The organism is Knoellia aerolata DSM 18566, assembly GCF_000768695.1.
Lineage (GTDB): Bacteria > Actinomycetota > Actinomycetes > Actinomycetales > Dermatophilaceae > Knoellia > Knoellia aerolata.
The window spans coordinates 1-13975 of the sequence record NZ_AVPL01000077.1; the positions used below are offsets into that span (position 1 = coordinate 1).

The window sequence follows — 13975 nt, forward strand, 5'->3', positions numbered from 1 at the left end:
GTCGGCGGCATCCGCGTAGCGCCCGGCGCAGGTGCCGACCTGCCCCCACCAGGGGCGCAGCCGGGCGTCGAGGTCGCGCAGGTCGAGCGAGTCACCGACCCGGTCGGACGCCGGGTCGAGGTGGCGCGCGGTGAGCGGGGTGCACCCGGCGAGCACCGCCCGCAGCCGCTCGCAGACCACGGCGAGGCGTTCGATGACCGCGTCGTCGGGAACGCCGCCGGCGGCGGCGACCGCGGCCGTGATGGCGGTGGGCGTGGCGAGGAGGGCGTCCAGGGCACACCAGGAGTGACCGAGGTCGGTGCCGACCGGCCAGTCGCCGGCCGGTCCAAGGCGCCGGCGCAGCCAGCCCTCGAGCCGCGGTTCGAGCCGGGCCAGTGGGCGGTCGTCGGCCCAGCCGGGGGCCGTCTCGTCGGTCAGCCCGATCGCCACGTGGTGGCTCAGCGGGATGCCGGTGCGCGGGGTGCGCAGCACGTCGAAGTCGGTCGGCAGGTCGTGCCCGCGACCCGCGACGTCGGCGGCCAGGCCGGCGCGCATCGGGCTCCCGCCGACCAGCTGGTGCACGCTCTCGGCGAGCACGAGGTCGCCGACGGCGTCGAAGGTCTCGTCGAGCTCCGCGATCATCCGGCGCAGTGCGGGGGCGTCGTCGCGCAGCTCTGAGCCGGCGGCTGCCAGCAGGGCTGCGTCGTCCGCCTGCAGGCTCGCCCGGTCGCGGCGCAGCGCCTGCCCGTCGACGACGTTGCGGGCGCCGATGGTGGCGCGCGCCTCGTCGGAGTCGACGGCATCCGGCTCGACCAGCGGGGCGTGCGGGTACGTCGCTCGGAAGCCGCGCACGAACCGGTCGAGGTGGGCGTCGTGCAGCGCGCGCTCGAACTGGTAGCCCAGCAGCGCGGTGAGCTCCTGCCCGGCCCGCACGCCCTCGATGACGGCCTGCGCGCGACGCGCCCGGGCCGACTGGATGTCGACCGCGAAGGCACGCCGGTCGGCGTGCGCCTGCCAGCCGGAGCGCAGCACCGCCGCCGTGGCCGCGTGGTGCAAGGACGGCGTCTGCAGGAAGCCCTCTCGCGACGGCTCCGGCGTCGTTGCCTGCACGTCGGTGAGCCAGCCGTACCCACCCGTGCGGATGCCATCGACACCACTCTCGCGGAGCTCGTGCAGGCGCCTGGTGGCCAGCGAGGTCACCCAGGCATCGACCCGCTGGGAGACCGGGTCGCTCGTCTCGCGGTAGAGAGCCTCGACGGCCTCGAGGTCGTTGACGGCCTCATCCTCGAGGTCGACGAAGGGGGCGAAGTGCTTCCGGTAGCGCAGCGCCTGCTCGACCGCCCGGTCGACCTCCCCGGGGAGGGCGGGGCCGCCGCGCAGGACGTTGGACATGGCGTTGGACGACCAGTGCGCCTGTGTGTAGAAGAAGCTGCGTGTCGGGGCGGAGCACAGCTGCTCGAGCACCGTGGCCAGCGGCACGTAGACGGCGAGGAAGTCGGCCTCGACCGGGGCAACGTGGGTCTGCCGCATCGTGGCGATCGTCTCGTCGAAGAGCACCAGAAGCTGGGCGAGGGGGCGGCGCTGGAGGAATGCCCTCAGCTCGTCGGGCAGCGGGTCGGGCAGCGGCTCGAACCAGTCGGGCTCGACCGGCGTCCCCTCGTCGTTGCGGCGCACGTCGACGCTCTGCCAGGCCATGGCCATCGAGGCGGGGATCGCACCCGCGGTAGACGGCGGTGGTCGACTCTCCCTTCCCGAGACCTGGTGGAACCACGTCGCTAGCCGGCGCGGGGTGGCCTGGAAGCTCAGCAGGTCGATGAGCACGGCATCCTGGTCGGGGCCCTCGAGGATACGCGCGGCGCGAAGGGTGCGCTCGGCGAACGCGGCCTGGAACGAGCCGACGTGGCGGGCCAACAGGTCGTCGGGCGCGGCGCCGATCCAGACGTCGAGCGAGCTCACCGGCAGTACGCCGTACGGCTGGCGACCGATACGCAGGAGGGGGTGCGGCCCGCGGCCCCGCACGTGTGCCGCGAAGTGGTCGGCGGCCGCGTGCAGCCACGGTTCGTCGACCGGGGTCTCATCGAGCATCGCCTGCTCGACCGGGCCGAGTGCGCGCGACCACATCAGGCTGCGGGCGCGCAGCCGGTGCAGCGCTGCCGAGAGCTCGGCGTGCTCGTCGTCCGGGTCGGTGGCGGGAGCCAGCGCCACGGCGCCGTCGATGCCGAGCGCCCGGCCCAGGCGGGCGGCCTCCTGCTCGGAGGCCTGGTCGTGCCGGGCCAGCCGGGCGTCACGCTCGGTCGGCGTCAGCGGAGCCTGCCGTGAGCGCCACGAACTGCGCGACCCCGCGGTGTTGTTGGTCGGCGTCCGGGGCTGCACCACGCTGAGCCCACCAGTGTGGCTGTGCGCGACGAGCTGCTCCTGGAGGCGGGTGCCACCCGTGGCGGCATCCTGGCTGCCGATGCCGACCGCGGTGAGGAGGTCGAAACGGTCATCAGGTGAGTCCAGCGGCACGGCCAGCGCCATCCCCACGGCCCGCGCCTTCAGGAAGTCGGCCAGCCATCGGCTCTCCGGGTCGAGCGGGATCTCGTCGTCGTCGGCTCCGTCGCCGGCTGAGGTGGGGGCGACACCGAGCGGCAGGGTGTCAGGGATGGCGGCGCCGACCTTGCGCCATTGCAGCACGCCGTCGCGGTACGCCGAGAACTCGAAGTGGTCGGGCAGCAGGCGGGTGCGGGCGGCGCGCATCCACGCCTCGTCGACGGTCTCGACCTCGGGGAACGTCGGTGCAGCGGGCGGCGCGTTGGTGGGCGTCAGCGCCTCCCGCACCCAGGTGGCCCTGCGGGCGGCGCGGGAGACCAGCGCGTCCCACGCGGCGGCCAGATCCTCGTCGGTGGTGGCGGCGTGCACGGCCTCCCAGTAGGCCCGGCCGACCCGTTGCTCGCCCTCGGTGAGCCCGGGCTCGTGCGAGTCGACGTGCACGTCGTCGGGGAACACCCGCACCCGTAGCTCCGGGTCGCGGTCGGCCGAGGTGGCGTAGACCGCCTCGAGCCGCACGGGGAGCAGCAGGATGGGGTCCTGGTTGCCCTCGGGGAAGAGCGGCTCCTGCGCCGCCCGCGTCGTGTAGGCCTGCGCGGCAGCGGTGTGCGCGGCCTCGGCCGCCTCCACGTGCGCGGTCGCGGCGTCGAGGGCCGGCTGCAGGCCGGAGACCTCGACGAAGGCCTCCTGGTTCCCGGGCACGTTGGGGTCGATGACCGGCAGGCTGCCGTCGGGCTCGCGCCAGAAGTCGGCGTGCGCCTCGGCCGTGCGCAGCTCGCGCATCGCTCGTTCCCGTTCGGCCCGCGCTTCGGCGAGAGCAAGCCGAGCAGCGGCCGTCTCCTCGCTCACGGCGCACCGCCGGTGTCGAACAGCACGTCGGCCTGGATGGCGACCCGGAACGGCTTCTGCAGGGTGACCCGGGCGATGTCTGCGGCATCCCGGTTCCAGGCCGCCTGGGTAGGTGTGCCGGGCACCGGGGGGTCGAACCGGGTTCCGGCGAAGGCGAACCCGCGACGCAGGGGCACCTTGGCACCGGCGCCGCCGCCGTCGGGGCCGTCACCAGGGAGCGGCCAGACCGCCTTGTCCCACGAGATCAGCGCGGGCTCCTGCGTGCCGATCTCGTCGAAGCCGAACCGGATGCGGTACCCGTTCTCCGACATCACGAAAAACCAGCCGGGCTGCTCCCGCGTCGCCGGCCGCTGCAGCTCCTCGTCGGCGATGTGGAAGGCGTAGGCCTTGGTCTGGGCGTCGATGGTGATGACGAACAACGGCTGAAACACCTCGGCGGCCGGGTCGGGGCGGTGGCGCCCGGCCTCGTCCGGACGACCGGAGGGGACCGCGGTGACGAGCATCGCCGGGTAGCGACGAACGACGTCGCCACGGACCAGCAGGATGGCGAGCGCCTCGTCGCCGAGCAGGCGGTCGCCGAGCGGCGCCTGGTCGGTCCAGGTGTGCAGGGGCGCGATGTCCGGCGAGGCATCGGGGCGCGGCCAGAAGCGCAGGAACGGCGTGCCCCGCATGTCGGTGGGGTACTCCCGCCACAGCAGCTCGCGCATCAGCTCGTGGTTGATGCCGACGAGGTAGGACTCGATGAAGGCCGAGTTCTGGAACAACAGCGCCACGGTGTTGTTGGGCAGCGCGCCGAGCCCGGGCAGGAACCACTCGGGGTCGGAGGCGAGCAGTGCCAGGGCGGTGGGCACCGGGAAGTCGGGACACCTCATCACCCGGCCACTGGCGGTGCGGGTGAAGTGCGGCGGGATGGAGGTCTGCGAGGCGAGGCGCTGCCAGTGGCTGTCGCCGGGCGTGAAGCGCTCGGTGACCCGGCGGCCCACGTCGTCGGGCTGCAGGGCGATGCCGTCGCGGCTCAGGCCCGCGAACGTGTCGCCGCGCGCGAGGTCGCCGAGCAGTGAGGTCATCACCGCCGACACCTCGGTCAGCTGCGGCGCGATTGCCTCCCGGATCTCGCCCGGGCGGCCGGCGAGCGCCAGCTGCGCGACGCCGCCCCCGAGCGTGTCGAGCCGCTCCTTCAGGGCGGCGCCGCCGTCGGCGGCGTTCACCGTGGCCACCTGCGCCAGGGCGGAGACGGCCATCAGCTGTCGGGTGAGCGCGGTGGCGGCGAGCGCCGGGTCGGCCTGTGCGAAGACGACCGGGGATGGTGGGACGACGCTCTGCCTGGCGGGCACGGCGACGTCACCGGACAGGGCGCGCGCGAGCACGCCCGACCCGCTCAGGCCGGTGGCGCGGGCGAGCTTGCCAGCCGGCCGGACCCTCCGGGAGAAGGCGGTGCTGGCGGCTCCGTCGGGCAGCCGGCTCATTCTCAGCTCGAGGTCGAGCGTGGTGGTGCCAGTCAGCCGCGCCCGCGCCGCCGCGGGCGCCGCGAAGGCGACGGTCTCGCCCGCGGTCAGCGGGACCACGTGCCGCTCGTGCAGCCGCTCGGCGACACCGGTGGTGAGCTCGACCATGTTGCTCAGCCGGTTGGCCTCCCGGATGGCGCCAACCTGCTCCCACGCCTTGGCCATCAGGTCCTCCTGGTTGGCCCGCACGTACCCGGCGCCGAGCCCGGCCGCGATCCGCCGCTGGGGGTCGGCGTTGAGCTGGTCGAGCCACGGCGGCCCGTCGGCCAGGGTGTCGACCAGCACGTGGCGCCCGCCGTACGACGGGGGTGCCAGGGTGTGCGGGGCACCCGGGGGCAGGTCCTCGCCGGCGATCCGCCGCCCCGCGGCGTCGAGGTGGGCGCGCAGCCGGGTGGCGACGGCATCCATCACCTCGGCGCTGGCCGGCGGGTCGACCGGCGGCGGCAGCGGCGAAGGGCACAGGGCTCCCTGGACGCCGATCACCTGAGGGTCGGGGCTGATCGCGGTGTCGCCCGGCCACGGTGCGCGAACGTCGACCCGGCGCACGGAGGAGACGGCGAGCGCGTTGCGGTCCATCGGCGCCAGCCGGGCGACCAGCTCTTCGAAGTCGCCGCTGGGCCCGGTGCCGAAGGTCCAGCTGTCGTAGACCGGCAGCTTCACCGAGCCGCCCGAACGCACGTCCCACGCTGGCGTGTGGGGAGTGTCGGGGGCGACCGGCTCACCGAGCCCGGCCCGACGTGCGGTCTCGAAGGCGGGGACGAGCAGGGCGCGGTAGGTGACGCCCGAGTCCAACCGGCGCGGGCAGACCAGCCGGGCGAGCCGCGCGGCTGCGGCCCGGGCCCCGCCCGGCAGGTCACCGGCGCCGGCGCTGCTCTGCACGTGGGCCCAGCCCCACGAGTCGCCGAGGTCGGGGAGCTGGTCGATGCGGGCGTCGACGAACGGCAGCGGCGCGCCGTCGTGCAGCTCGGAGCCGTCGAGGTCGAGGACGACGAGCACCAACCAGGGGCGCAGCCGGCCGGCGTTCGCCCGGGCCGGCGTGAGGATCCACGGCAGCTCGGCCGGCACCAGCTCGACGCACGCCAGGTAGTTGGGCTCCACGTCGGAAGCGCCCGGCGCCGGCTCCCGGCGCACCACGCTGCCGGGCACCAGGCCGGCAACATCGCCCGGGCCCAGCAGCCGCAGGTCGGGACCCTGCACGGGGTTCTGCTCCGGCCCGGGGCCCAGCAGCGTGACCGACGGACTGAACACCGGTGGGGGCAGCGAACCCCCGCCGTCGACCGCCTCGATGGCCTCGCCGAGCGGGCCCTGCGCGAACGAGCTGAAGGTCAGGTCGGCCATCTCACAGCTCCCATGCCTCGACGACCATCAGGTCGGGCCCCATCTCCGCGACAGCCTGGTCGAGCTCGAAGCTGCTGCCCGCGCCGAATCCGCCGTCGGCCATCGACCACGTCGACACCGCGATGGCGGGGGTCACCGGGTCGACGGTCACGACGTCCTCGACCGTCGGCCACCAGCCGGGGTCGGTGAGCTCGACGAGGTCGGCCATGGCCTCGAGCACGACGAGGTCGGCGAACGGCCCGGCGACGCCGTCGCCGCGCATCCGGATGTTGCGCGCCACGAGCCGCTCCTCCCAGACGAGGTCACCCGGGCGGGCCTCTGCGCCGTCGGCGGGCCGCGGGTACAGCTCGATGCCGGCACGCAGCGGCAGGAAGGGCTGGGACCCGAGGAGCTTGTCGTCGTTGGCGGTGTCGACGAACAGGCCGGGGGCGAACTGGGCCTGCACCTGCTGGATGTGGTCGGCCGGCTCCCCGGGCCCGAAGGACCCGTCGACGAGGTCCCAGCGCTGGGCGGCGACCGGTGCGCCGCGGTAGCGGCGGATCTCCAGCCCGAGGGGCACGACGTCCTGGCGCACCGAGACGACGGCATACGGGTCGAGCAGGGTGCCCTTGCCGAGCAGGCCGCGGGCGGCCTCGGTGAGCACGAGTCCGGGCACGCCCGTGGTGGACCGTGAGCGCCAGGCGCTCGGGTCGACGAGGGCGGCGCGCAGGTCTGCGTCCGGGCCCACTCCGAGGAGTTCGGGGGCGGGCGAACCCCAGCCGAGCTCGAAGTCGAAGCTGACCTCGAACAGCCACAGGTCGATCGAGCCGGTGCCGCGGGCGAGGTAGGGAGCCGGCCCCTCGAGGTGGAGAGCGAGGTGCACCCCCATCAGGTTCTGCCCGAACGCCCGCAGGGCGATGCCGCCCGAGACGTCGGCGACGAAGTGGAAAGGCGAGTACTGCACCAGTGCGTCGAACTGGAGGTAGCCACGCAGTCCGCAGCCGGCAACCTCGGCGGACAGCTCGAGCCGCGCGCCCAGCTGGAGGGTGTTGGACGTCAGGGCGAAGTAGGCCTCGCAGCGCATCTGCATCCACGGCACGGGGCACAGGTCCATGCCCAGCCGCTGCAGCGCGGGGACGCCTCGGGGGACCGGGAAGGCGGGGTGGAAGCCACCGGCGCTGATGACGAGCGCGGGGTCCTTGCCGCCGCGGGTGAGCAGCAGCAGGTCACCGGTGAGCGGGATGCCGACAAGGTGCGAGCCGTTGAGGCTGGCCACGAACATCACGCTGGGCTCTGCGGGGTCGATGAGGCCGGCGAAGGTGGCCCGCAGGAAGACGAGCGGCACCTCGGGGTCGGGCAGCGCCACCGTGATCGTGCCGAGGATGGTGAGCCGCACCTGGCGCGAGGACTCCACGAGTACTGCGACCGAGAGGCTGACCAGCCTGCCGCCCCAGCCGATCTGGAACATCGGGCCCGCGACCACCGACCCTCGCGCTGCGGGGAAAACCGCCGGCAGCGCGCGGGTGACCGAGTCGGCCGCCCTCGAGGGGTCGGCCGGGAAGAGCAGTGCCGCCGCTGAGCCGTCGGACACCGCGCGCAGCAGCGCGTCTCGGTCGATCCGGCGGTTCACGCCGACGAGGCCACCGAGACCGGTGATGGCGAACCCGAAGCCGATCTGCACCCCGGGGGGCGGGAAGGTGGCCCCGAGGATGACCAGGAACGACAGCGGCACGCCGTCGCGGGGCTCGGAGAGCACGCCGTAGGCGGTCGCTGACATTGGCGGGATCCGCACCGAGAGACCGCCAACGAGGTCGCGGTCGACGCGCCGGAGAAACCCCTCGCCCGCGATCACTGGAAGGTCGACGGTGACCTGGCCGCCGTCGGGCACGTGCGGTTCGAGGGCGGCGGGGTCGGGCAGCAGCGGGCTGCCGAGGTCGAGCGAGAGCGGGAACGAGAAGCCGAGCCCGTCGAGCTTGACGCTGATCGGCACACCGGGGAGGGAGGCGCTCAGCGTCGTGCTGAAGCCGATGCTCAGGGCGGGGGCGTCGCCGCCAACCGCGCCGACGACGAGGTCGAGCCAGCGCTGGTCGGAGCCCGAGAGCCGGGTCGAGAGAGACGGGCTTCCGGCGAGCATGACGCCCGCGCCGTCGTCGAGAGACAGGTCGAGGTCGAGCGGGAAGACGAGCCTGACCGGCAGCACCCCGCTGAGGAAGCCCGGCACGAGCGCTACCCGCCCGCCGGCGATGCCTAAGCGTGCGCTGCGGTGCAGGGCTCCCGCGGAGTCGCTCCAGAGCCGAGCGCCGACGTCAACCGTGCCGAAGTCGACCGAAGGTCCGTCACCGAGTCGTTCGGTCTGCCTGCGTTCCAAGCTCACAGTGAGGTCGCTGCCGGCGACGAGCCTGCGGGGGTCGGGCGGCGCGTCCGTGGTGAAGGCCACCTCCACGGCATCCGGAGTGGTGCCGGTGACGGCGAGCCTGAAGGCGTCGGCCTGCAGCGCGACCGTCGTGCCCGCAAGGCCCGCCGCGCGCAGGACGAGCCGGGGACCTTGCGCTGGCACCATCGTCAGGGCCACGACGGCCGCCTCCGAGCGCGCCACCAGCGCCAGACCGAACGCGGCATCCGCGCCGGTGGTGGTCCGCCAACCGCGCAGGCTGACGTCGTTCGTTGGCGCGCCCCCGGTGAACCGGCGCAGTTGGTCGAGCACGGGGTGCGCCGTGGACGCGGGCTGGAGCACGAGCCCGTCGAAGTCCGTCGTGGAGAAGGTGGGATCTGGCGCCAGGTTCGTGAGCTCTCCCATCACCTCCGACACGGCGTCGTGGACGGCGTCGATCAGGGCGCGGCGGAGAACGTCCAGCACCAGGTCCCCCGGGTCGGCGCCCACGCCGCTCCTTTCACCACCAGGGCCTACCGCACCGAGACGGTCTGGTTCGGCCCTCCGACTTGGATACCGGAACCGGGGAGCGCTTGTCCATGGTCATTCGCGATGACGCGCCTGCCACGCTTGATCAAGGACTTCCTGATCGGCTTGGCGGTCAGCGGGGTCGGCATTGCGATATGCGAGGCAGCAGGGCTCCTTGCCGCGCGGGTAGTCGCAAGCCTTGTGGCGCAGCTCGAGGAGGGACGTATCTTCGACTGCACGAACCCTTCGACTTGCGTAGCCTCCGCGTGGCGTCGTGACGCAAGTGCGCGCGACGCCTCAATCTTCGTCCGCAAGATCGAACGATTCCATCGGACCATGTCGGAGGGGTGGGCTGCGCCTACTGCTACAGCTCCGAAGGCGAACGCTGCGAATCCCTGCCAGCGTGGCTCCACAACAACCGCCACAGACCCCACACCGCTTGCGGAAGAGCCGCATTCGCCTGTTCAACCAACGTCCCCAGTCAGTACATTCGGCTCGCTCTGTCCGGGGTCAGGCTTCGGGGCCGGAGATGCCCAGTGTTTGGTGGATCACTCGCATGTCGATGAGAATCGGCGTCGTCAGCCGTGACCCGAACGCCACGAGGGCCTGCTCGATACCCAGCAGAACCGCGAGGAGCCGAGCGCGACCGATGATCGCGGCGCGCACCGCTGTCTGCCGCACGAGCAGCCGGATGGAGGCGAGCACCACCCCAAGCTTGTGCGCGGCTTCTCGGCCGTCGATGGGAAGCTGTTTGATGGCGTTGAGGGTGGACTGCAGTGCGCTCTGAGCCTGTGGGATCAGCCGCGGCTCGATGCCGCGGGCTTCCAGCTGCTGGGCCATCGCGGTCAGCTGGTTCGACACCAGCGCCTGCTCCGAACGGACGATCTCCGGACCCAGGCCGCCCTGACCGACGACAACGCCTTGAAGACGGGTGGCGTTCGTCTGTTGCAGCACCGCAGCAGCGTTCCGGGTCTGGGCAGCCGCGTCGAGGTAGCGCTGCCCGAGGTCGAGAACGGGCTGACACAGGGCTCGAACCCGTGGACCGAGCACCGGGTCGACACCGTTGATCCGATTGAGAGCGAGATTCGCAGCATCCTGCCTGGTCTGGATGGCCGCCGCCGAGTCGATCACACTCTGCAGGTGGTTGAACCCGCCAGGCCCGATCATGCCGCCCTGAGCCTCGAACAACGCGGCTTCGTGGGAGCCCTGGTAGATGCCGTGGATGGCACCACGGTTGATTCTGAAGAGCTCGACCAATGCGTTACCCAAGTCCAAGAGTAGGGCGTCGATAGGGTCCATGACTCAGCCCTCACTTATCGACTGGATGAAGGACTGAACCTCGGCATCGCTCATGACGGGGTCCTCCTCGGGCTGCGGCTCGGACTCGACGGGCTCAAAGGACAACACCGAAGCCATCGCCGCCGCCGCCTTGATTTCGGGGAAGAACGCGACGATTTGTGCCTCCATTGCCGTGATGGTCTGCCGGTCGGGCTCGACCAACCCGTCGGCGAAGCCCAGTTGGGAGGACTGGAAGTTTGAGATCGCCGCGATCGTCAGCGGACCAATTTTGCCGTCTAGGTCGAGGGCACTCTGCCCAGCGTCCTCGAGGCCGATGTTCAATAGCGCCTGGACGTATTGGACGTCGTGGCTGTCGTTGATGCCGCCGTTCCCGACCGACCCCGCGATGGACATCGGATCACCTCCACTGCGCCCGAGGCGCGTCCTAGATTTGGGTGCTTCAGGGTCCTCGACGATCCAGAATGTGCCGTTAGCGACCCTGCTTCGTCGTGAGCAGGAACGTCACGTTATCTGGCGCATCAGCGTCAGACCGGCGTGCTCGCCGTGCGGCATGGCGAGGGCTGCCGCCTCCACGATTGGCTCGGCCGTCACCGGCCCTAAGGGCTGAGTTGGGCTGGAGATTACCCCACTTAGCTGCTCAAGGCCCTCGACTGCAATCGCGCTGGACTCGCCCTGTAGCGTCTGCGTCATGGTGGCTCCGTTTGGACCGCGGCTGACGTGAGGCCTGGCCAATGCCGCTACTCGATAACCACGGGTTTGACACCGAGACACTCGCCATCGAAGTTGGCGATGATGTAGTCCCACGTGGACTTTGCCTCGTCCAAAGTGAAGTACGGCTCGCCGCGAAGGCACCAGTTCCACAGCAGCGACCAGGTCCACAGCGTGTTCTGGCGCGAGGACACCATGATCCGATCCAGTCCGTCGACGTGGCAGAGGCCAAAGCAGTGCCCAAGTTCGTGGATGGGCACGTACTTCCACACGACGTCGGGGAAGTTGTCGATGAAGGTCGCACCTGAGGCGTCGCGCCGGTCCTGACAACTGCTTGCTTCCAAGCTCGCCGCGAGACCACGCAGCCCGTCGGTGTATTTGAACACGCCGGCCACCAGGGGGTGGCAGAGCTCGTGCCTGGCGGCGGCTTCGGCTGCGGGCAGCGACGGCGGGGTCTGGGCGCTCGCGTCGGTCCGGTCGGTGCGGCCGAGCCGAGAGACGAGGAACTGCACGAGAGAGGCGCTCGGTCCGGGCTGGTCGAAGCCGCGCTGGACGATGTGCCGTGCCTCAGAGACCTCACGGGTGTCGGTGTTGAAGTTGAGCAGGAGCCCTAGCTGCATGCCTTTGTCTTCGGCCGCCGCGATCTTGGTCTCCAGGACACCATCGCGCATGGCGAGCACGATGAACTTCGGCCCGGCGGTGCCACGCGAAGACAGGTAGGTGTCGAGCTCGTCCTCGTCGATCGGGTTGTCGAGCTCTCCACCACCTCCGCCGCCGACCACAACCCCCTTTTTGAGGGTCTTGTAGCGCTTGCGGTTCCAGAACCCCTGCGGATACTCGAAGCCGCAGAGCTCCTTGAGGTTGATCGCGCCGCTTTCGTGCAGCGCGACGAGGTTCGGCACGCCCGGCTCTGTGAGGGACTCGGTCTCCGAGTCTAGAAATGCCCGGTATGCCGTCGCGTCCAGTCGCAATCCGAACGCACCGAGGTCGAGACGGATCGCGTCGGCGATGTCGGCCCGCGCCTGCCCCTCATAGCGCGTGTCGAGCAGGCCGCGGACGTGCCCGCGCAGGGCCCTCTCGTCGAACTCGCCGCGGATGAAGTCGACGGTGTCACACAGGACAAAGATGCGGACAAGGTTGATGGCGCCCTGCACGATCGTCGCACCGATCTTGATAAGGCCATCGAGGATGCGCCGCCAATCGAGGGTGAAGATACCGGCCACCACGTCCCAAAGCCCGCCCAGGACACCCACGACAATGTCAACGACCGCGGCCACGATCTTGCACACGGTGCGTGCGACCCACCGCCCGACCGTGACCAGAACCCACCGCACAACCTTGACCAAGACCCACACAAACCAGCAAACCCAGCCGCGCGGGTCGTACCAGGGGTAGTCCTTGCACTTCTTCTGCTGCTGATTCTCCCACTCCTCGACGGGCTTGGAGATCTGTTCCTCGATCCAGACGTCGACTTGGGTGCAGACGCGTGCCATCGGATCACTCCTTCTCTGCGTTTGGGACGTGCCAGTGAGATGTCAGCGTTCGGTCAAGCTCCCCGCGGAGCTGCAGCAGGCGCCAGCGTGCCCATGCCAAGCCGAGCAGCTTGCCGAACAAAGAGCAGCCCGCGACCCACAGCACCCCACGTCCGACGGCCCCGGTGGCCGACCAGTTGGTGTAGTTGACGGCCAGGTGCCCAATGAAAAGCATCAGCGCCCCTAGCGCGAAGACCGCCCCCAGCTCACACCCGCACGCCGCCTCCTGCTTGGCAATTTCGTTACGGAGCTGGGAGACAACCGTGTTCGGGCTGACCGGTTTGGTGATGTCCATACAACAGATGAGGAGGAAGCTGGACCGCTGATACATACTCGACGTGGCTGCCTCAAGGACCTTGCGCTCAAAAACAACCTGCCCTAGCGCTGAAGGCCCTCCAATCTCATTGCCCTCGCCGCCACCGACGTCCCTGTCAAGCAGCGGTATCCATGCCTACAGGGAGGCGTCACATCGAGCTCAGTAGTTTCCCCCCACTCCGGCCGTCACGTGGCCGGCTCGCGGCGATAGGACGCACCTTGCACTTCGCGGTTCCCGAGCGAGGCGGCGCGCCGGACCATCACCCCTCACTCGACAACGGGGGCAGGCGCACGAGGTGGTTGGCGGCCAGCTGGGGCCGTCACCTTCGGTGTTGATGACCGCGTCGAAGCGCTCCATTGCTGCGCAGGCTGTCGCCACCTCGCAGATCTGGAGCGTCTACTGATCGAGAGCCTCGCGCGGGGGGTCCGGCGCCGCGCCAGCCACCTCAGCGTCGTCTCCAGTGGCGCGGTGACCCACACCCGCAGCGTGCGATATCCATCCTGCTCCAGACGGTCGGCAAGCGCCCAGTCACTGGGCTAGGCCCCGGTGGCCTCGACCGCCGCCAACCGGTGGTGGACCAGCGCCCCGCGCACCGCGTGTTCGACCGGCACCCAGTCAGCCGGGGACCGGGTCGGCTTCCTGAGCTGCTGCGAGCAGCCTTGGCACAAGGAGGTCCTGATCCACGTGGTGGATGTCGCCGTGCTACGCCAACAGCTGGAGATGCTCAAATGGCCAATCAGACATGCGTCTGAGTTCCCTCGGCGTCATGTCGCGTCCGTATGAGGCTCGGTGGTGTGTCGGCGCTTTGCAGCACGGGGGAAGCTGCTTCAAAAGGACCGGCAGCAGCCACGCAGGTGGTTGGGGGGCAAGCTAAACCGACTCCACGCACGGTGGTGCCCGTCTGCGGAAGGATGGGCGCATGGAGCTCGCACTATCCGGAGTAGCTGTGGCCATCGCGATCACGGCCTTGCTGTTGGCATGGCGTGTGCGGGGTCAAGGGGACTGCTGCACCGATAGGTGACAACCGATCTGTGGTGCCGTG

8 protein-coding genes and 1 pseudogene are annotated in these 13975 nt (G+C 70.8%); 1 reads left to right on the forward strand and 8 read right to left on the reverse strand.

The features are described 5' to 3' along the window. The 3 genes from N801_RS17225 to N801_RS20870 all read right to left on the reverse strand — a co-directional run. On the reverse strand, positions 1-3357 hold a 3357-nt coding region (locus N801_RS17225), incomplete at its 3' end, for a hypothetical protein (RefSeq protein ID WP_211254753.1). Further along, positions 3354-6200: a hypothetical protein gene (locus N801_RS17230; protein WP_035940453.1), complete on the reverse strand. Its 2847-nt coding sequence runs from the start codon at positions 6198-6200 to the stop codon at positions 3354-3356. The genes N801_RS17225 and N801_RS17230, both read right to left, overlap by 4 nt. A 1-nt stretch (position 6201) precedes the next feature. Then, positions 6202-9060 carry a DUF6603 domain-containing protein gene (locus tag N801_RS20870; RefSeq protein WP_052113252.1) on the reverse strand — a complete coding sequence of 953 codons (2859 nt, stop codon included), beginning with the start codon at positions 9058-9060 and terminating at the stop codon, positions 6202-6204. A gap of 330 nt (positions 9061-9390) precedes the next feature. Between N801_RS20870 and N801_RS20875 the strand changes: the two are divergent. Further along, positions 9391-9569: pseudogene (locus tag N801_RS20875) on the forward strand (IS481 family transposase); the annotation flags it as partial. Positions 9570-9588: 19 nt separating this feature from the next. Here the strand turns inward: N801_RS20875 and N801_RS17240 are convergent. The 5 genes from N801_RS17240 to N801_RS17260 all read right to left on the reverse strand — a co-directional run bounded on the left by N801_RS17240 (position 9589) and on the right by N801_RS17260 (position 12912). After that, the gene (locus N801_RS17240) at positions 9589-10377 is read right to left on the reverse strand and encodes a hypothetical protein (RefSeq protein ID WP_035940454.1); all 789 of its coding nucleotides are present in this window, start codon (positions 10375-10377) and stop codon (positions 9589-9591) included. Between the two features lie 3 nt (positions 10378-10380). Continuing rightward, positions 10381-10770 carry a peptidoglycan-binding domain-containing protein gene (locus N801_RS17245; RefSeq protein ID WP_035940455.1) on the reverse strand — a complete coding sequence of 130 codons (390 nt, stop codon included), beginning with the start codon at positions 10768-10770 and terminating at the stop codon, positions 10381-10383. Positions 10771-10878: 108 nt separating this feature from the next. After that, a complete protein-coding gene (locus N801_RS21145; protein ID WP_035940456.1) occupies positions 10879-11067 on the reverse strand; it encodes a hypothetical protein in 189 nt (62 codons plus the stop codon). A 47-nt stretch (positions 11068-11114) separates the two neighbouring features. Continuing rightward, entirely contained in the window at positions 11115-12578 is a 1464-nt protein-coding gene (locus N801_RS17255) for a hypothetical protein (RefSeq protein WP_052113253.1), read from the reverse strand. Between the two features lie 4 nt (positions 12579-12582). Further along, positions 12583-12912 (reverse strand): hypothetical protein, encoded by a 330-nt coding sequence (locus N801_RS17260; protein WP_156996878.1) that lies wholly within the window; start codon positions 12910-12912, stop codon positions 12583-12585. Positions 12913-13975: the final 1063 nt, after the last annotated feature.